The 18,141-nt window shown below is 62.7% G+C and carries 13 protein-coding genes and 2 pseudogenes; 5 read left to right on the top strand and 10 right to left on the bottom strand.

The annotated features are described in order from the left end of the window. Positions 1-249 precede the first annotated feature (249 nt). The gene (locus AB4074_RS14915) at positions 250-1,344 is read left to right on the top strand and encodes a pyridoxal-phosphate-dependent aminotransferase family protein (RefSeq protein WP_441414072.1); all 1,095 of its coding nucleotides are present in this window, start codon (positions 250-252) and stop codon (positions 1,342-1,344) included. A 318-nt stretch (positions 1,345-1,662) separates the two neighbouring features. Here AB4074_RS14915 and bcp read toward each other — a convergent pair whose 3' ends face one another. From bcp to AB4074_RS14955, 8 genes are all read right to left on the bottom strand, one after another. Then, positions 1,663-2,130, bottom strand: coding sequence for a thioredoxin-dependent thiol peroxidase (gene bcp, locus AB4074_RS14920; RefSeq protein WP_284991925.1), 468 nt, complete (start codon positions 2,128-2,130; stop codon positions 1,663-1,665). A 67-nt stretch (positions 2,131-2,197) separates the two neighbouring features. Next, positions 2,198-2,893 carry a winged helix-turn-helix domain-containing protein gene (locus tag AB4074_RS14925; protein WP_441414073.1) on the bottom strand — a complete coding sequence of 232 codons (696 nt, stop codon included), beginning with the start codon at positions 2,891-2,893 and terminating at the stop codon, positions 2,198-2,200. An 8-nt stretch (positions 2,894-2,901) separates the two neighbouring features. Beyond that, entirely contained in the window at positions 2,902-4,263 is a 1,362-nt protein-coding gene (gene allB, locus AB4074_RS14930) for an allantoinase AllB (protein WP_441414074.1), read from the bottom strand. Then, a complete protein-coding gene (locus AB4074_RS14935; RefSeq protein WP_441414075.1) occupies positions 4,256-5,491 on the bottom strand; it encodes a glycerate kinase in 1,236 nt (411 codons plus the stop codon). Before AB4074_RS14935 ends, allB begins: the two co-directional genes overlap by 8 nt. 22 nt (positions 5,492-5,513) lie before the next feature. After that, positions 5,514-7,292 carry a glyoxylate carboligase gene (gene gcl, locus AB4074_RS14940; RefSeq protein ID WP_441414076.1) on the bottom strand — a complete coding sequence of 593 codons (1,779 nt, stop codon included), beginning with the start codon at positions 7,290-7,292 and terminating at the stop codon, positions 5,514-5,516. 108 nt (positions 7,293-7,400) lie between these two features. Beyond that, entirely contained in the window at positions 7,401-8,279 is an 879-nt protein-coding gene (locus AB4074_RS14945; RefSeq protein WP_441414077.1) for a 2-hydroxy-3-oxopropionate reductase, read from the bottom strand. A 117-nt stretch (positions 8,280-8,396) separates the two neighbouring features. Continuing rightward, entirely contained in the window at positions 8,397-9,200 is an 804-nt protein-coding gene (locus AB4074_RS14950) for a hydroxypyruvate isomerase family protein (RefSeq protein ID WP_441414078.1), read from the bottom strand. 1,418 nt (positions 9,201-10,618) lie between these two features. Next, positions 10,619-10,960: a hypothetical protein gene (locus tag AB4074_RS14955; protein ID WP_441414079.1), complete on the bottom strand. Its 342-nt coding sequence runs from the start codon at positions 10,958-10,960 to the stop codon at positions 10,619-10,621. 274 nt (positions 10,961-11,234) lie between these two features. On the opposite strand from AB4074_RS14955, the gene AB4074_RS14960 reads away from it, so the two are divergent. The 4 genes and pseudogenes from AB4074_RS14960 to AB4074_RS14975 all read left to right on the top strand — a co-directional run bounded on the left by AB4074_RS14960 (position 11,235) and on the right by AB4074_RS14975 (position 15,448). Next, on the top strand, positions 11,235-12,866 hold the full coding sequence (locus AB4074_RS14960) for a hypothetical protein (protein ID WP_441414080.1): 1,632 nt from the start codon (positions 11,235-11,237) through the stop codon (positions 12,864-12,866). Beyond that, positions 12,863-13,354, top strand: a pseudogene (locus AB4074_RS14965) (ABC transporter ATP-binding protein); the annotation flags it as partial. The gene AB4074_RS14960 and the pseudogene AB4074_RS14965, both read left to right, overlap by 4 nt. A gap of 232 nt (positions 13,355-13,586) precedes the next feature. Further along, positions 13,587-14,726, top strand: a complete 1,140-nt coding sequence (locus AB4074_RS14970) for an ABC transporter permease (RefSeq protein WP_441414081.1) — start codon at positions 13,587-13,589, stop codon at positions 14,724-14,726. Between the two features lie 132 nt (positions 14,727-14,858). After that, positions 14,859-15,448: pseudogene (locus tag AB4074_RS14975) on the top strand (Abi family protein). 42 nt (positions 15,449-15,490) lie between these two features. On the opposite strand, the gene AB4074_RS14980 reads toward AB4074_RS14975, so the two are convergent. Then, positions 15,491-16,639: a glycerate kinase gene (locus AB4074_RS14980; protein WP_441414082.1), complete on the bottom strand. Its 1,149-nt coding sequence runs from the start codon at positions 16,637-16,639 to the stop codon at positions 15,491-15,493. Between the two features lies 1 nt (position 16,640). Next, on the bottom strand, positions 16,641-18,032 hold the full coding sequence (gene dctA / locus AB4074_RS14985; RefSeq protein WP_441414083.1) for a C4-dicarboxylate transporter DctA: 1,392 nt from the start codon (positions 18,030-18,032) through the stop codon (positions 16,641-16,643). Between the last annotated feature and the right edge of the window lie 109 nt (positions 18,033-18,141).

Genomic DNA, 18,141 nt, shown 5'->3' on the forward strand with positions numbered 1-18,141 from the left:
GCCTTCCACATCATGGAACTGTTATTTCAGCATACGTAATAGTGAATCCAATGACTGCCGCGGTGTCAAGAGAATACCGCACCCCGGTCCTCCGCCCCGTCCGGCCCGCCCTGCCTGCCCTGTGACGCTCGCTCACCTATGTGGCTATTTTCCCCGACGCTCGCTCACCTTTGGTGGGTTCTACCGAAACGCTCGCTCACCTTTGCCGTCTGGTGGACAATGTCAGCAACGAGCCAAAGGAGTTCCGCCATGCCAGAGGTCCTGACTTCCCGGTATCTCTTCGGACCGGGTCCCAGCAATTGCTATCCGGAAGTGACCGCCGCGTTGGCGTATCCGGTGATCGGGCATCTGGATCCGGTGTTCATAGAGCGCCTGGACCGGACATGTGCCGGGCTTCGGACGGTGTGGGGGACCCGGAATGCCCGCACCCTGCCGTTGAGTGCCACCGGTTCCGGGGGCATGGAGGCTGCCTTCGTTAATACGGTGTCCGACGGCGACGTGGCAGTAATTGCCGTCAACGGGCTTTTCGGGGAGCGGATGTGTGAGGTTGCCCGGCGATGCGGCGCCATAGTGGTACGCGTCGACCATGAATGGGGCCAGCCCGTGGACGCGGAGCGGGTCCTCGCCGCGCACCCGCATCCCAAGGTGATTGCCGCCGTCCATGCCGAAACCTCCACAGGTGCCGTGTCCGACGTCGCGCCCCTTGGCGCCGGGAAAGGTGACGCCCTCCTGATCGTGGACGCGGTGACGTCCATTGGCGGGCTGGAACTCCTGGCTGACGACTGGGGGATCGACGTCGGGTATGCCGGGACGCAGAAGTGTTTGGGAGCGCCCCCTGGCTTGTCCCCCTTCACGGTGTCCGAGCGCGCGTTCGAGCGGCGCATCAAAGAGCCGCGTTCGTGGTACCTGGATATCGGCCTTCTGGGTGGGTATGTTGGTGCGGCGAGCGGCAGCCGGACGTATCACCACACAGCGCCGGTGACCATGATCGCCGGGCTCGAAGCCGGACTGGACCGCATCCTGGCCGAGGGGCTCGCGGCTGTTCAAGCGCGGCACCGTGCCGCCGGGGCCGAGTTGCGGGATGGCCTTGAAGCGATGGGGCTCGAGCTGTTTGCTGCGGAGGGCGCGCGGTTGCCGAGCCTCACAACGGTCAAAGTGCCCGACGGCGTGGATTCGACCGCCGTCCGCGCTTACCTTTTGGAGAACTTCAGTATGGAAATCGGCTCCGGAGCGGGTGCGTTTACGTCGACTGTTTGGCGGATAGGCATGATGGGGCCGAATGCCAACAGGGCGTCGGTGAAGCTCGTCCTTGGCGCGCTGGAAGAGGCGATCGCCAAAGCCTGATGCTCGCTCACATATGACGGTCAAATCCCAAACGCTCGCTCGCTTCTGGCCGGAAGGCGCCGAACCGTCCCGCAGGTCATCTGCTATGACGGTCAAATCCCAAACGCTCGCTCGCTTCTGGCCGGAAGGCGCCGAACCGTCCCGCAGGTCATCTGCGCGACGGTTCTGCGGCCTTGTTTGTGAGCGAGGGTCAGGCGGATCGGCCTTGTTTGTGAGCGGGCGTCGCGCCGGTTGGCCTTGTTTGTGAGCGGGCGTTACGCCGGGAGGCCTTGTTTGTGAGCGGGCGTTACGCCATTTGGCCTTGTTTGTGAGCGGGCGTTACAGACCGAGTTCGGCCTTCAGGGCTGCTACGTGGCCCTGGGCCTTGACCTGGTACTGGGTCAGCTTGACCTTGCCTTCGCCGTCGAGCACCACGGTGGAGCGAACCAGCCCGTCCACCACTTCGCCGTTCACGAGCTTCTCGCCCCAGGCGCCGTAGGCGAGGGCCACAGCGTGGTCTTCGTCGGAGAGGAGCGGGAAGGTCAGGGAGAAGTCGCCGGCGAAGTGTGCGATCTTTTCCGGGGCGTCGGGGGAGATCCCCAGGACCTCGTAGCCGGAGGACTGCAGGCTGGACAGGCTGTCGCGGAAGTCGCAGGCCTCGGTGGTGCAGCCGGGGGTGGCGGCTTCCGGGTAGAAGTACACGATGACGTTGCGTCCGCGGTAATCGGACAGGGAGACCTTCTGGCCTTCGGAGTTGAGCAGCGCGAAATCGGGGGCCTGGGTTCCGGCGAGGAGTTTCTGGGTCATGTTGCGATCCTTGACTTGTCGGGCAACCGCCGTGGCCGGCGATCAATCTATTGGTGTAACGGGCTGCCTAGATGCAGTATTCCGCAGGTCCGCGGACTGTGGAGCCTGGTCCGGGCACGAACTGGTAGCCGCCTCCACGCACTGTGGCGATGACATGGCGGGCTGAGCCCAGCTTGCGCCGGACGCGTCCAACATACACGTCGATGGACCGAAATGCCGCGCCGGGACAGTCAAGTGACTCCAGAAAGCGTTGCAATTCTTCACGTGGGATGGGGCGGGACAGGTTTTCCACGAGGTAACGGAGGAGGCTGTGCTCCATCGCCGTGAAGCTGACGGGGACCCCATCGAGGAGGACGGTGTTCGCGGCCAGGTCCACTGCCACGGTGCTGCGTCGGCCAGCCAAGGATACCGGCGGGTTGGCAGCGGCGGTGCGGCTTCCGGCGTCGGGCGCTTCCGAAACGGAAGCCTCCGTTCCCAAAGAATCACCGGACGTTGCAGCTCCGGCGGCGGGCCAAAGGAGGACTTCCGCCCCCGGAGCAAGTTTGCGGGCCCGGGCCAGGACTGCTTCAGCGGCCCGGGCCCAAACCTCGGGATCGATCTCGCGGCCTTCGCCGGGCTGTACCCACACGGCGAGTCCGCGCGGGTGCATCCCGGCCCGAACCAGCCCGGGCCGAAGCGCGGAAGGCCGGGCGGCGGGCTGGTGCCGCGAGGCGTTGAGCCGTGCGGGCAGTTGCCCGTACGGGGCATGGACGTTGACGGCCATGGCTGGCCTTACACGCCGCCGCGGCGAATCAGCTTGCCGCTGGGCGTCCGGCCGTCGATCTCGCTGCCGCGCAGGTACGTTTTGCGGACGACGCCGGAGAGCGCCTTGCCGTCGTACGGCGTGATCGGGTTCTTGTGCTTGAGCTTCTTGACGTCGACGATGAACGCGTCGTCGGGCGCGAAGATGGAGAAATCGGCGTCGTAACCGAGCGCGAGCTGGCCTTTGTTGTGCAGGCGGGCCAAGGCTGCGGGCTTCTCGGACATCCAGGAAACCACCTGCTCCAGGGTGATGCCGCGGTGCCGTGCCTCGGTCCAGATCAACGAGAGCCCCAGCTGCAACGAGGAGACGCCGCCCCAGGCCACTGCGAAGTCGCCGTTTTCCAGGTCCTTCAGGTCAAGCGTCGAGGGGGAGTGGTCCGAGACAATGCAGTCGATGGTGCCATCCTGCAGGCCCTGCCAGAGCAGTTCGCGGTTGGAGGCCTCGCGGATGGGCGGGCAGCACTTGTACGCGGTAGCGCCGTCGGGGATTTCCTCGGCCATGAGCGTCAGGTAGTGCGGGCAGGTCTCCACGGTGAGGTGGACGCCGTCGCGCTTTGCCGACGCGATCATGGGCAGCGCGTCCGAGGAGGAGAGGTGCAGGATGTGGGCACGGGCGCCGGTCCAGCGGGCGCGTTCGATCACCTCGGCGATGGCTTTGTTCTCGGCGCCGCGGGGGCGGGATGCAAGGAAGGTGGAGTAGTGGGCGCCGCCGGGGTGGGGTGCGTGGTCGATCGCGTGGGAGTCCTCGGCGTGGACGATCATGAGGGAGTCGAAGGACTTGAGCTCGGCCATGTCCTCTTCCATCTCGTCCGCGTCCAGGTGCGGGAACTCGTCGACGCCGGAGTGGAGGAGGAAGCATTTGAAGCCGAAGACGCCCTCGTCATGCAGCGGGCGCAGGTCCTTCTTGTTGCCCGGGATGGCGCCGCCCCAGAATCCGACGTCCACGAACGCCTGGTCCTCGGCGACTTCGCGCTTGAGCTTGAGGCCTTCCACGTTGGTGGTGGGCGGGATGGAGTTCAGCGGCATGTCGATGATGGTGGTGACGCCGCCGGCTGCTGCAGCGCGGGTGGCGGAGGCGAAGCCTTCCCATTCGGTGCGGCCAGGCTCGTTGACGTGCACGTGGGTATCCACGAGGCCGGGAATGAGGGTTTCGTCGTCGCCAAGCTCGATCACCTGAGGTGCCTGCAGGCCGTTCCCCAAGGGTTCGATCGCGACGATCACGCCGTTGCGGACGCCGACTTCGCGGGCGGTGATGCCGGCGGTGGTGAGGATGCGCTGGCCGCGGATGACCAGGTCAAACGGGCCGTGTGCTGTGGTGGTTTCTTCAGACATGGAGTTGCTCCTTGGTCTCGGTTCGCGCTGCGTCTTGGGTGGATGCCGCTTTTTCAGAGAGGCGCACGCCGATGTGCTTACCCAATTCTTCAAGCAGCGGCCCTGCTTCAGCTATACATTTCTCTACATTGGATTCGAGTTCGGTCAATGCGTGGACCGACTCGAAACCGGACTCCGAAAGTTGTTCCGGGCTCAGCGTACTGCGGCCGCAGACCGCAATCACAGGGATCCCCGAACGCGCCGCCGCTCGCGCCACGCCCATGGGCGTTTTGCCGAGAAGGCTTTGTTCGTCGAGGCTGCCTTCGCCGGTGATCACCAGGTCCGCGCCCGCCAGCCGCTGCTCCAATTCAGTGAATTCGAGTACGACGTCGATGCCCGGCCTGCGTGCCGCGCCCAGCGCCGCGATGGCAATGTAGCCGACGCCGCCTGCCGCGCCTGCGCCCGGAGCCTGTGCGGCGTCCTGGGCTTCGGAACCGATTTCGCTGGCGAGGACCTGGACGAAGTGGGCCAAGGCGGCGTCGAGCGTGGCGACGTCGTCCGGCGTCGCGCCCTTCTGCGGTCCGAAGATCGCGGCGGCGCCGGTGCGGCCCAAAAGGGGATTGTCGACGTCGGACGCCAGGACGAACTCGGTGACCTCCAAGCGGACGTCGAGGTTCGAGAAGTCGATCCGATCCAGGCGCGCCAGTGCTGCGCCGCCGGCGGGAAGTTCGTTGCCGTCGGCGTCGAGGAGGACCGCGCCGAGGCCTTGCAGGACGCCGGCGCCGCCGTCGGTGTTGGCACTGCCGCCGACGCCGAGGATGATGTGCCGGCAGCCCAGGTCCAGGGCGGCGCGGATGAGTTCGCCCGTGCCCAGGCTGGTGGAGCTTTTGGCCGTTTCGGTGTTCGGGGCACTGCCGTCGCCGAAGCCTGGCAGCACCGCAAGTCCGGAGGCCGCGGCCATTTCAATGACGGCTTCATCGCCGCGGACGGCGAATTCGGCCTTGATCGGCTGGCCCGTGGGCCCGGTGACCGTCGCGCTGCGGCGGGTGAAGCCGGAGCCGACGGCGGCGTCGAGAGTCCCTTCGCCGCCGTCGGCCACTGGAATGAGCGTGGTTTCAAAGCCCTCGGCTGGCTTGTCCGGCGCAAAGTTGGCGGCAAAACCTGCCCGCAATCCCGTGCTCAAGCGGCTGGCGACCTCGGGGGCTGACAGCGATCCCTTGAACTTGTCCGGGGCTATGACCACACGCATTCCGTACCTCCTTCAGTACTTGCTAGTCCAGCAGGGCGATGATCGCAGTGGGGGCGTCCTCGCCGCGCTCGGCCAGCTCTTCGAACTCGTTCACGCCGTTGATTTCAACGCCCATGGAGATGTTCGTGACCTTTTCCAGGATCACTTCGACCACCACGGGAACCTTGAACTCGTCCATGAGTGCCTTGGCTTTGTCGAAGGCGGCAGGCAGATCGGACGGGTTCTCCACGCGGATGGCTTTGCAGCCCAGGCCTTCGGCAACCTTGACGTGGTCCACGCCGTAGCCGTTTGTTTCCGGGGAGTTGATGTTCTCGAACGCCAGGGACACGTTCTGCTCCATGTTGAAGCCGCGCTGCGACTGGCGGATCAGGCCCAGGTACGAGTTATTCACCACCACGTGGATGTACGGCAGGTTGAACTGTGCGCCCACGGCCAGTTCTTCGATCATGAACTGGAAGTCGTAGTCACCGGACAGTGCAACAACGGTCTCGTCCGGCTTGCCGCGGACAACGCCCAGGGCGGCAGGACATGTCCAGCCCAGGGGGCCGGCCTGGCCGGCGTTGATCCACTTGCGCGGGCCGAAGACGTGCAGCAGCTGCGCCCCGGCGATCTGCGACAGGCCGATGGTGGACACATAGGTGGTGTCCTTGCCGAACGCCTTGTTCATCTCTTCGTACACGCGCTGCGGCTTGATGGGCACGTTCTCGAAGTGGGTCTTGCGCTGCAGGGAACCCTTGCGTGCGGTGCACTCGGCGACCCACGCGGAGTAGTCCGGCAGGGACTTCGCTGCCTGGCGCTCGCGGGCCAGCTCGATCAGCCCATCCAGCGCCGCACCGGCGTCGGACGCTATGCCGAAGTCCGGGGAGAACACGCGGCCGATCTGCGTGGGCTCGATGTCGATATGCACGAACTTACGGCCGGCGGTGTAGGTGTCCAGGCCGCCGGTGTGGCGGTTGGCCCAGCGGTTGCCGATGCCGATCACGAAGTCCGAGGCCAGCATGGTCTCGTTGCCGTAGCGGTGCGAGGTCTGCAGGCCCACCATGCCGGCCATCAGCACGTGGTCGTCCGGGATGGTGCCCCAGCCCATCAGGGTGGGGATGACCGGAACGTTGAGCAGTTCGGCCAACTCAACCAGCTGTGCAGAGGCGCCGGCGTTGATGATGCCGCCACCGGCAACGATCAGCGGACGCTCGGCTGCGGTGAGCATGTCCAGTGCCTTTTCCAGCTGCTTGCGGCTGGCCTTCGGCTTCTCGACGGCGATGGGCTCGTAAGCGTCGATGTCGAACTCAATTTCGGCCATCTGCACATCGAACGGCAGGTCCAGCAGGACCGGGCCCGGACGGCCGGAGCGCATCAGCTGGAACGCCTTCTGGAAGGCGCCGGGAACCTGGCCCGGTTCCAGGATGGTCATGGCCATCTTGGTGACCGGCTTCGCGATGGACTCGATGTCCACGGCCTGGAAGTCTTCCTTGTGCAGCTTGGCAACGGGGGCCTGGCCGGTGATGCAAAGCATGGGGATGGAGTCTGCCCAGGCTGCGTACAAGCCGGTGATCATGTCCGTTCCTGCGGGGCCCGAGGTGCCGATGCAGATACCGATGTTTCCGTCCGCTGCACGGGAGTAGCCGTCAGCCATGTGGCTGGCGCCTTCAACGTGGCGGGCCAGGGTGTGGCGGATCCCGCCGTGGGCCCGCATCGCGGAATAGAAGGGGTTGATTGCCGCGCCTGGCAGGCCGAACGCCTCGATGGCGCCTTCCTTTGCCAAGATGGCGACGGCTGCGTCTACAGTGCGCATCTTCGTCATGGTGTGCTCCTTGAAAAGTCTGTTTTTGGGTGTGGTGGGGGAGCCGCCGTCGTGAAGTAAGACGGCGGTTGCCCGGTTTTGTTGGTTGTCGCGCCCTAGCGCGTGGCCTTACTTGCGGCCGCTGAGCTGGAGGACCTGCTTGAAGAGGCCGGAGTGGTCGAGTCCGCCGTCGCCCTGGTTGACAGTGGCGGCGACGAGCTGTGCGACGACGGCGCCGAGAGGGATTGCGACGTTGGCTTCGCGGGCTGCGGAGGTGACGATACCGAGGTCCTTGTGGTGGAGGGCGAGGCGGAAGCCGGGGTCGAAGTTGCGGTCGAGCATCTTCTGGCCCTTCTGGTCGAGGACCTTGGAGCCGGCCAAGCCGCCGCCGAGGACCTTGAGGGCTGCGTCCGTGTCCACGCCGTAGGCCTCAAGGAAGGCGATAGCCTCGCCGAGGACCTCGATGTTGACGGCCACGATCAGCTGGTTGGCTGCCTTGACGGTCTGGCCGGAGCCGGAGGGGCCGACATGGACGATGGTCTTGCCGACCGCGTTGAGGACATCCTGTGCTGCTTCGAAGTCCGCTGCGTCGCCGCCAACCATGATGGACAGGACGGCGTCGATGGCGCCCTGTTCGCCGCCGGAAACCGGGGCGTCGAGCGGGCGGATGCCGGCTGCGACGGCGTCTGCCGAGAGACGGGCGGCGACGTCCGGGCGGATGCTGCTCGCGTCGATCCAGAGGGCGCCCTTCTTCGCGTTGGCGAAGACACCGTCCGGGCCGCTGACGACACCTTCGACGTCGGGGGAGTCCGGCACCATGGTGATGACGACGTCGGCGTCCTTGACGGCGTCGGCGATGCTCGTGGCGCCCTTGCCGCCTTCGGAGACGAGCTTGTCGATCTTATCCTGGCTGCGGTTGAAACCGGTGACGGTGTGGCCGGCCTTGACCAGGTTGATGGCCATGGGGAGGCCCATGATTCCGAGTCCGATAACTGCAACGTTGCTCATGATTTTCCTTACTGAAGTCTTTGTTTTAGCTCAGGTGTGCTGGACCCAACTAGCTCGCAGTTGATGTCGTTTTGAGGGCTCTAAACGACATCAATTGCTACTCAGCTGGCGGGTTCGCTAGTGGGAGGTGGCGCGCTGGCGGATGGCCCAGCTGAAGGCCGTTTCCTGCGGTTCCTTGTACTCGAGGCCGATGTAGCCTTCGTAGCCGAGTTCGCGGCTGCGGGCGATCCATTCGCCGAGGGGAAGCTCACCGGTTCCGGGAGCCCCGCGGCCGGGGTTGTCGGCGATCTGGATGTGGCCGAAGTCCTTGGCGTGGTTCTCGATGACGGCTGCGACGTCGTCCCCGTTGACTGCCAAGTGGTAGAAGTCGGCGAGGAGCTTGACGTTCGTGGCGCCGGATTCTTCCTTGACGCGGGCGATCACCTTGAGGGCGTCGGCGGCTTTGAGGAGCGGGTACTTGGGGGCGCCGCTGACGGGTTCGAGGAGGACGGTGCCGCCGATGCGTGCGACGCCTTCTGCTGCGCTGGCGAGGTTCTCAGCGCCGATGGCGTCCTGCTTCTCGGCGGATTCGCCGTCCACTCGGTTGCCGTAGAGGGCGTTGAAGGCCTTGCAGCCGAGCCGCTCGCCGATGCCCGCGACAACGTCGATGTTGTCCAGGAATTCGGAAGAGCGCGCAGGCCAGGAAACAAGGCCGCGGTCGCCGCCCGGCATGTTGCCGGCGTTGAAGTTCAGGCCGGTGAGCTGCACGCCAGCGTCCTTGATGGCGTTCTCGAACTCGGTTACCTGGGCGTCCGACGGGACGGAGGATTCAAAGGGCCACCAGAATTCGACGGCGTCAAAGCCGGCAGCCTTCGCGGCCGCGGGTCGCTCGAGCAGGGGCAGCTCCGTCAGGAGGATGGAGCAGTTCACTGTGTACGTCATCGTAGGTGTCCTTCCGGGGGAGGGCTTGGGATCTATCTACCGCTTGGCTTGTTCTCTTGGGCTAGTCCGCCGCTGGAGATTTCCGTCTTGTGGAATTTAGATTCTGCTTTATGAAAAGTTTAGGGAAGGAGGGGGTGGGAGTCAAGGGGGTGTTCGGTAGGAGCGGGGTTTGGGATACCAAGTGGGGCGGTTGGGTGCGCTGGGAGGGGGCGGTTGGCGCGCGAAGTCCACTCTGGCCTCGCCGCCTGATGGAGACACCTCTCTACGTGCTCACCCTCGATTTACACGGAGATGCGCCACCGACCACACGGAGATTGCCCGATTCCACACTGAGATTCGGGTCTCCCAGCACTGAGTTTCCCCTTTTTTACACTGAGACGGCTTTTTCGCCCTTAGCCTTCCCGTATCAGTTTCGATTTCCAATCGGAACTACAGATCGATTGGGGGATTCATGATAAATCGCGTCTCGATTGCTCGGGAAGTCCTAGCGGCAACGCCAGCCCGTGCTACTGCGATCCCGGGCCCGTTGCGATCAGGGCTGCGGCGTGCCGCTGCGCAAGCGGTTATTGCCGGTGACAGCGGCCTTCGGAATGGATCGAAATGCTCTATTACCTAGACGAACTCCTGACGGCAATGAACGCAACTCCGGGTCGACGCTGGTTCAACATAGCTAGTGCCGTGCTCATCGTCGTGATATTCGGTGCATTCGCCAGAGCCGGCGTGTCGAGCTGGGTTATCGTCCCGGCGGTTTGCATCGAATTCGTATGCCACGGAGCGCTTGTTGCCTCCTGGGCCCGAAAAGACGCCTTCGAAGCCTACAAACAAGGCGAACGCGCATGCGAACCCTAGTTACCCCGGTCGCCCGAGGGGCCGTAGCTAACTTCTCTGCGACGGTCGCGCGGGCCCCCATCCCCCGAGAAAGGTTCCGATTGTGATCTTTTCATCAACTATCCGCAGGACGGCCACAGTCTTCGTGCTCGCGTGTGTCGCTGGCGGCACTATTGTCGGGCTCCTTCACCAACCGAAGACACCACCGCTTGCCTGGACCTCCTTGGCTCTTGGCGCGGTTGCCTTGGTCCTAGTGCTCACAACAAAGCGAAGTCCGAAGCGCGATGCTGGTCTGTTCGCGATCAGCGGGATGGGCAGTGGCGTTTTCATTGGAGCGTCGACCGTTGGCTTCCCCGGGTCGCTTCCGATATGGCTTTGGACAATCGGCGCGATCTGTCTAGGAACCATGACTCTCGTCGTCGATCCTGAGGCGACCCAAAACAAATCCGTAAGTCATCTCTAAGCATCCGCGATGGGAAGGCTGTTCGTTCTCGCGCTGGCGGTGGTCCTGTTCGTGGAGTGTCTTATCTGGGGCCGAGAGCGGGCTCCTCCGAACTTGAAGTAAAGGACTCGCGAGCCGCGCTCCCGGACTAATTCCGCGCGATCGGCTCGGGGTGGAGAACATGTTCGATATTCATGTCTGACCAGAAAAGCGGTTGGAATTCCAAGGCCGACCGGTAATTGAGAATGGGGAATCGAATGAAAATGGTTAGGAATGTAAGGAAGGCAGTCGCGGCAGGAGCGCTGTCGGCACTTATGGCAATTGGGGCGGCGTCGGGAGCGCAGGCCACTAGCGCGTCAGGCGCCGCGTATTTCGATAACGGGCAACCGATCACGGCAAATATGTGGATCCAGCCGGTTTCAAATGGCGGCTGTGGGAGTTTTTCCTCGTCGGCGGTGATGAACGTATCACCTAACTGGATCCGCAACACGACCTCGTTCTACCAGTACGGAGTCGGGTCCATCAGCATCAAGGGTGTCAATGTATCGGGATCGGGAACCAGCAATCCGGCGACACTTCAGTGGACCAACAGTAACGGCGCTCGGGGATCCTATCTGAGTGGCACTGTCTGCATGGGGTGGGGGGCGTTCTACCTAGGTGCGGATGTGGCGGCCACTGCGTACTACTACGGCAATTTGCGCACTGCTTCCGCGCGCGTATGACGAAGAGATCGGCACTGCAGTAATGAAAAGAGGTCCGGGCATATGTCGTCGAAACTTGCAGCACACACGAAGCGCGAACTATTGGCGGTGCTAATCGTGGCTATGCTCTGCTTGCCTGCCTGCAGTGCCGGTCTCTCTGCGCCGGCTAACGATGTTTCTGCCATACAAAAAGACTTGAAGAATCTCCAGGGAATCAACGGCCTCATAAGGATGCCCGAAGGGGAGGGCCAAGAGCGCGGGGATCTGTACACCACAGCGTTGTACTCCGAGAAGCTTGGTTCCTACCTGCTGGCCGCGGACAACGCCTATGGGACTGTCCGCGAAGCACTCGGCGCGCAGTCCACAGCCGACCCTCCGACGCTCTGGTCAGCTCTCAAGTTGCTTAGGACTGCCGGCGCAGCTTTGCCTGCCGATTTGGAGGCGAGATTGGCCAATGCCGCGATTCCTCCGAGGCAACAGGATGTAGGCGCCGAGATCGCCGCTCTCTGGTTTTGGATCGATATCGGTAGGATGCAAGGCTGGTCTACGATCGCTGGAAAGTCCTTTGTGGAAGAAGCGCTCGTGCGGCTTAGGGCAGTTGACGTCAACTCGATCACGAACAAGCCCTATCTTGTGTGGCGTCTCTTCGATTCGTATTCGGCCCTGCAAAAGCAGAAACCCGGCGAATTGGAACGAGCGTTGAAAAACGTGGAATGCAAGAAGCTCCCTGGCGACTATGAGTCGACCCTTGACTTTCAAGCTGCTCTTGAAGCGAGAGTAACGCTTGGAAAGGATCTCGTCGTTCCAATCAATGCTAAAGACCATATCGTTGGGCTTCTCGATTCAAGCCAGGTGCATGATGACGTGCTGATCGCCTCAATGCTGCGTTCCCTGGAGTTGCTGAACGCGCAGGCCGAGGCAAAACGACTTATCAAGGACCGTATTGCACCCAGAGTCGACAAGAAGACCGGACTTATCCGCTCAGCGTCTCTCGCCAAAGGCTCGGTCCACGGGACGTATCTTGCCGCGAGACTCCTCGACACGAGCTTTCCAGAGGTCGCCAGTGAGCGAACCCGAGATGAACTGGAACGGGTATTGAAGGTGCCCGAAACCGATCTGATCACCCAACTCAAGGCGCTTGTGGCGCTAAAGCGCTCCGGTTCCTCGTCCTGGGGGAGCTACGGTGCGGTCATCGAGCGGGGAAGGGCAGCGCTTCCGGCCGCCGTGGCATTCGCAAATCTCAGCGGGTACATCGAGTTGGTGGACGTACTCGTGCAGCTTGAGCCCAGCGTCCGGTTGGGCCGACTGGAGGCGTTCGATGCAGACCCCGGAGTTGAAGATCTACTCTCCGGAGCTCTGATGGCGCTCTCCAACTCCATGTACTTCTCAAACAGCGAGGAAGTGAGATCAATGTTTCCGGCCGTCCAGTCCGCGCTCCCGCAGCTCATCGGTTCACCCAAAGGAAACGGCCTGAACTATTTTCGGGCATTGACCGCGATGACGAATGCAAGTCGCTCCGGACTTGGATCAAACGACTTCGACAAGGCGGCCGAGGGACTCCGGGCTCTGAAAGGCTGCGAAGAATATCCGTCCTTGTATCGCATGGAAGCAGACAAAGCGTCACCGTGTAGCCTCTCGCTTTCGGCCGCCATGATCGCCGTCCCGGGTGCTTACGACTTCGGGGAGAACAAGTGACCTCGGTACTGCGTCTTGAGGAGATCGCGAAGTCTTTTACAGGTGAGCGAGGGACTCGACAGTTGGTCCTTTCTGGAATCAGCCTGAACGTTGAGGCTGGTGAAATCGTCTGGCTGCGGGGCGAGTCAGGTTCCGGGAAGTCAACGATCCTCAATATCTCGGGACTTCTGTCAACCCCCGATGCCGGCAAAGTGTGGATCAACGGTGACGACAGAACCAATGCATCGTCGCGGACGGCGAGTCTTGTCCGCTCGAGCCAAATTGGAATGGTTTTCCAGAGCAGCAATCTAATGCCCGAACTCACGGCGTTGGAAAATGTTCTCCTTGCCAGCAGCCAGCCCATGACACGCGCAACGATTACGGCGCAGTTGGATCGCTTCGGCCTTGCGGCGGTCGCTGACCGGCAAGCGAAGAGGCTTTCCGGCGGGCAGCAGCAAAGAGTCGCGTTTTGCCGCGCACTGATCAACCAACCGTCGCTACTCCTGGCAGACGAACCAAGTTCGGGGCTTGACGCGACGAATACTGAAGCCATCCTGGATGCCATGCGAACGGGCGCCAACAGCGGGTGCGGTGTCCTCGTCGCTTCCCACGACCAAGTCTTCCAGCAGGTGGCCCACCGTCAGCTTCCTATGAAGGAGTTGCTCCTTGAACAGAAATAGAATCTTTGCTGCGAGGTCAGTGCGGCTTTCTCTATCGAAATTGAGGCCACTCGCGGTCCTGATGAGTCTTGGCATCGCGGTATTCATTTTCGCCGACAGCATCGTCGGGGCCGGCATAAGTTCATACTCAAACAAGATCACCACCAACTCCGCCCTGAATTACGTTGAGGTGACATCGGTCGGTCCAGACTCAGCTCGCGAGATCACCGACGACTCGTTGTCCCGGTTCGACCAAATCGATCACGTGGTGGGGTCCTCCGGCTGGGCGCAAATTGACCTCGCCATCGAGGATCCGGCGAACTGGCCATCTCAGAACAACCCCGGTGCATTCATGGGGACGCCATTTATCAGTGGCATCGCCCCAAAAGTACTGCTCGGAGACGTGCCCGGAGACGGCCCTGGGGTAGGCCAGATCCTGCTTCCCGACAAGGGACAGGGCCAGAAATACGCTCAGTTGCTCGGCAAGGAAATGAGCTTCGTGTACACAAAGGAAATCGGCCCCGGCAACGGGGAACCCGTTTCCATATCTCTCCGTGTGTCAGGTATCTATGACAACTCGTCGCCGGGTACGGATGGCGCGCAAGCCGCATACGTATCCAGCAAGGTGCTCATGTCGACACTCGCCAACGCCCGGCCAAATGCCAAAGGGTTAACCTATCCCCGCGCATATGTTCGCGTTGACTCAGCAGGCGAAGTGGTCAATGTACAGAACCAAGCCCGGGCCCTCGGATACTCAGTGAACAGCGTTGCGGGCCAAATCCGGTCCCTGTCAGGCCTGTTCGCGCTTCTTGCCCTTGTCAGCTGGGTGATCGGTGGGTTCTTGATCATCTTCTGCCTCGGCGTTGGAGTGTCGGTCGGTGGGAGCTGGATTAAGCAGAGGGCCCGCGAAGTGGGTCTCCTCAAGGCCATCGGCTGGTCGGGAGCCTCGATAGCCGGGGTTTACATGGTCGAATTGGCGGCAGTGGGCCTCATCATTGGCGTCGCGGGAGCGCTCCTGGGAACAATTTGCTCCATCGTAGGAACGGCGGTCTTCAGCGGCCTGCAGCTCGACCTGCTGCCGGTGGCTGCGTGGGCGATGCCGAATTGGCTGCTCGTGCTCGGAGCACTCTTCTGCGTGCCGTTCTTCTTGTGCCTTGGAGCCGTGGGCCACGTCGCAAGACTCGCCCGGCTCGACGCGGATTCCTCGCTGAGAGACCTGTGAATCCGGCGTCGTACGACGTTAACGAACCTTCCCGCGCCTAGGTTAGCGGTCTGCGACCCGTGATAGTCTGGGTCCATCACGATCAGCCCGCTCGCCTCACGGCTCGGGCTGATTTTCTTTACCGGGGGAATCGTGGGTGAGTACGCAAAGCAGTGGCTGTCGGTCGAAGACCAAATTAAGAAGCTTGCATCACGCGGCTTGCGAGTCCCGGATGTCGGAAAAGCCTCGCAAATTCTTTGCGCAGTTGGATACTACCGACTCACCGGCTACCTCTACCCTTTTCGTGAGTCGAAGACGTACCTGGACGATGAAGGTCGGCAACGCGTGCAGATCCTCAACGAATATCGGTATGGGACTTCCATCGAGGACGCCGCAGCCCTCATCGACTTTGACCGTCGGCTTCGGATGCTCATCCTTGACGGAATAGAGAGAATTGAAGTTTCCCTGCGAATGCTGATCAGCAATGTGCTCAAGGTGACGAACCAAGCTTTAGCAAGCACGAGCAATGGATTGCCCGGATGCAGGCGCGGCAGAATGCGTCCGACGAGGCATTCGTTGCCCATTTCCGTGATAAGTACGACGGTCGGATGCCGATCTGGGCAGCCACCGAAATTATGGAGATGGGACATCTGAGTCGCTTGTACGGTGGCCTGACTAATTCGATCGGGACTGAGATCGCGATGTCGGACGGCTGGACAGATCTGGAGCTTTGGCGTTCTTAGCCCCGCCCTCTACCTTCAGTGGAGTACCTGCCTCTCCAGAGGTTACATGCCACTCAAACGGACAAGCCCCTCTCCAATCTCCCGCCCGATCCTCCGCAGCAGTTCCGCCGACAGCGCTGGATCCTTCGACGAGTCCTGGTCCGTGTAGTCCGCCAAGGCGTAGACACGCGAGAGCGACATCTCGGACCACCGTCCCTGCGGCAGCAACGAGCGGCCCGCGACGGCAATGATCGGCCGGGTGCCCGATCGGCGTGCGACGGCGGCGGGCAGCTTTCCGGCCAAGGTCTGCTCGTCGATGCTGCCCTCGCCGGTAATCACGACGTCGCAGCTATCCTTGCGGGTGTCGAAGTCCAGAAGGTCCAGGAAGTAGTCAGCTCCGGAGACTTGAGAAGCGCCTAGCAACAGGCACGCGAAGCCGATCCCCCCGGCGCTCCCAGCGCCGGGATGCTCGGCAAAGGAAGACGCATTCTCAAACCCGCCCGATGCAAGCACAGAGACAAAGTGCGTCAGACCGGCGTCGAGCGCTGCGACGTCCGCGAGCGAAGCACCTTTCTGCGGACCGAACACAGCGGGCGCACCGTCGGGCCCGGACAGCGGGTTGTGCACGTCGCTCGCGACTATTAGTTCCACACCAATCAGCCCGGGAAGCGCATCCACAACAACGGAATGAACACGGCCAAGGTTCCGTCCGTTGCCTTCCAAAGAAAGCCCGGAAGCATCCAGGAAGCGGAAGCCCAGAGCGGTGAGCATGCCCATTCCGCCGTCGGTGCTCGCGCTGCCGCCGAGCGCCAGCACGATCCGAGCCGGCCTCAACGAAAGAGCAAAGAGAACAGCATCGCCAAACCCGCGGCTCGACGCATCGAGCGGCAAAAGCCGTCCGTCCGGCAACAGCCCCAAACCGCAAGTGTTCGCTACCTCCACAACAGCAGTGACGCCGTCGAACGCGATGCTCGCCTGGACGGGCTGTCCGGTTGGCCCCGGGACCACCAAAGCATGGCGGGCGAAGCCGGAGGCGACGGCGGCATCGACGCTGCCGTCACCTCCGTCCGCCAGCGGCAGCAGCTCACAGTGGACCGCCCCGGCGGAACGGAGCCCGGCTGCCAGGGCGTCCGCCACCTCGCCAGCGGTGAGGCTGCCTTTGAACTTGTCCGGCGCGATGAGGACGGTCTTCGGGGCCATTGCGTTGGTCATGTCAGATGGATTCCGAGTAGGCGGGGTGGCGGTCGGGGGCCTGAAAAGGCTCGACGGCGGCAGCGGGCGCGGGAACTTCAGCCACCTGAATCGGCTCCACGACTTCGCCGGCGAAGACGCGGCGGACGCGGTCGGCGTCGAGGGTGCGGTCCCACCAGGCGATGAACAGGGTGGCGACGGCGTTGCCGGTGAAGTTGACGAGAGCGCGGCATTCGGACATGAACTTGTCGATGCCGAAGATGAGCATGATGCCGGCGGCCGGGATGGTACCGATGGTGGCCAACGTTGCAGTGAGAGCGATGAAGCCGCCGCCTGCGACCCCGGCAGCACCCTTGGACGTAAGAAGCATGACGGCGATGAGGCCCAACTGCTGGCCGATGCTCAGGTGCGTGTTCGTCGCCTGGGCGATATATACGGCTGCCAAGGAAAGGTAGATCGCAGCGCCGTCGAGGTTGAAGCTGTAGCCGGTGGGGACAACGAGGCCCACAGTCTCTTTCTTGACGCCGGCGTGCTCGAGCTTCCGCATGAGGCCCGGCAGCGCCGGTTCGGCGGTCGAGGTGCCCAGGATGATCAGGTATTCCTCTTTGAAGTGCCTGATCATCGTAAAGATATTCAGCTTCAGGAACGCCATGACGGAGCCGAGGACCACCACCACAAAGAGGATCGAGGTGATGTAGAAGAGCGCGATCAGCCCGCCCATGCTCGTCAGCGAGGACACGCCGTACTTGCCGACCGCGAAGGCCATGGCGCCGAAGGCGCCCAGGGGCGCGGCTTTCATGATGAAGCCCAGGATCTTGAACATCACGCCGGTGAGCCGCTGCACGCCGTCGAGCACGGGGGCGCCGAGCTTGCCCATAGCGTTCAACGCGATGCCGAAGACGACCGCGATGAAGATGATCTGGAGAATATCGCCCGCAATGAAGGGCTGGACGATGCTCGTGGGGATGATATTGGTCAGGAACTGCCACCATTCCTGGTGTGCGCCGGCGTCGATGAGCTTGGCCGCGGCATCGGTGGTCTTGATGGTGCTGGCCGTAGCGTTGACGCCCTCGCCAAGCCGGAAGATGTTGATCGCCACCAGGCCGAATACCAGCGCACAAATAGTGCCGAGCTGGAAGTAGGTGAGGGCCTTCAGACCTGTCATCCCCACCTTCTTCAGGTCCGCGACACTCGCGATCCCGCCGACGATGGTCAGGAAGACGATCGGACCGATGAGCATCCTCATCGCATTGACGAAGGTGGTCCCGATCGGTTCCATGGCGATGCCCGCGGTCGGCGCGAGCCAGCCGAGCAGGACGCCAATGAGAATGGCGGTCAGAACCCAGAAATACAGTTGCCGGTACCAGCGTTTTTTGGGTGCCGGAGCTGCGCCGGCTTTGTTGATGTGTTCCATGATTCCTACCTCATTGTGGAATGTCTCTGGAGAATGCTGAAAGGGTAAGCGGCGTCCCGAGGGCCCCGACGCGAGCTTGCGAGCGTTGGGAAGGGACCTCCGCGGCGGA

Origin of the sequence: Arthrobacter sp. 2MCAF14 (genome assembly GCF_052115645.1) — a bacterium.
Lineage (GTDB): Bacteria > Actinomycetota > Actinomycetes > Actinomycetales > Micrococcaceae > Arthrobacter.

Bases quoted from the DNA above. Each gene is read 5' to 3' on its own strand.
- AB4074_RS14915 (WP_441414072.1), top strand. From the start codon at position 250: ATGCCAGAGGTCCTGACTTCCCGGTATCTCTTCGGACCGGGTCCCAGC.
- bcp (WP_284991925.1), bottom strand. From the start codon at position 2,130: ATGACCCAGAAACTCCTCGCCGGAACCCAGGCCCCCGATTTCGCGCTG.
- AB4074_RS14925 (WP_441414073.1), bottom strand. From the start codon at position 2,893: ATGGCCGTCAACGTCCATGCCCCGTACGGGCAACTGCCCGCACGGCTC.
- allB (WP_441414074.1), bottom strand. From the start codon at position 4,263: ATGTCTGAAGAAACCACCACAGCACACGGCCCGTTTGACCTGGTCATC.
- AB4074_RS14935 (WP_441414075.1), bottom strand. From the start codon at position 5,491: ATGCGTGTGGTCATAGCCCCGGACAAGTTCAAGGGATCGCTGTCAGCC.
- gcl (WP_441414076.1), bottom strand. From the start codon at position 7,292: ATGACGAAGATGCGCACTGTAGACGCAGCCGTCGCCATCTTGGCAAAG.
- AB4074_RS14945 (WP_441414077.1), bottom strand. From the start codon at position 8,279: ATGAGCAACGTTGCAGTTATCGGACTCGGAATCATGGGCCTCCCCATG.
- AB4074_RS14950 (WP_441414078.1), bottom strand. From the start codon at position 9,200: ATGACGTACACAGTGAACTGCTCCATCCTCCTGACGGAGCTGCCCCTG.
- AB4074_RS14960 (WP_441414080.1), top strand. From the start codon at position 11,235: ATGTCGTCGAAACTTGCAGCACACACGAAGCGCGAACTATTGGCGGTG.
- AB4074_RS14970 (WP_441414081.1), top strand. From the start codon at position 13,587: ATGAGTCTTGGCATCGCGGTATTCATTTTCGCCGACAGCATCGTCGGG.
- AB4074_RS14980 (WP_441414082.1), bottom strand. From the start codon at position 16,639: ATGACCAACGCAATGGCCCCGAAGACCGTCCTCATCGCGCCGGACAAG.
- dctA (WP_441414083.1), bottom strand. From the start codon at position 18,032: ATGGAACACATCAACAAAGCCGGCGCAGCTCCGGCACCCAAAAAACGC.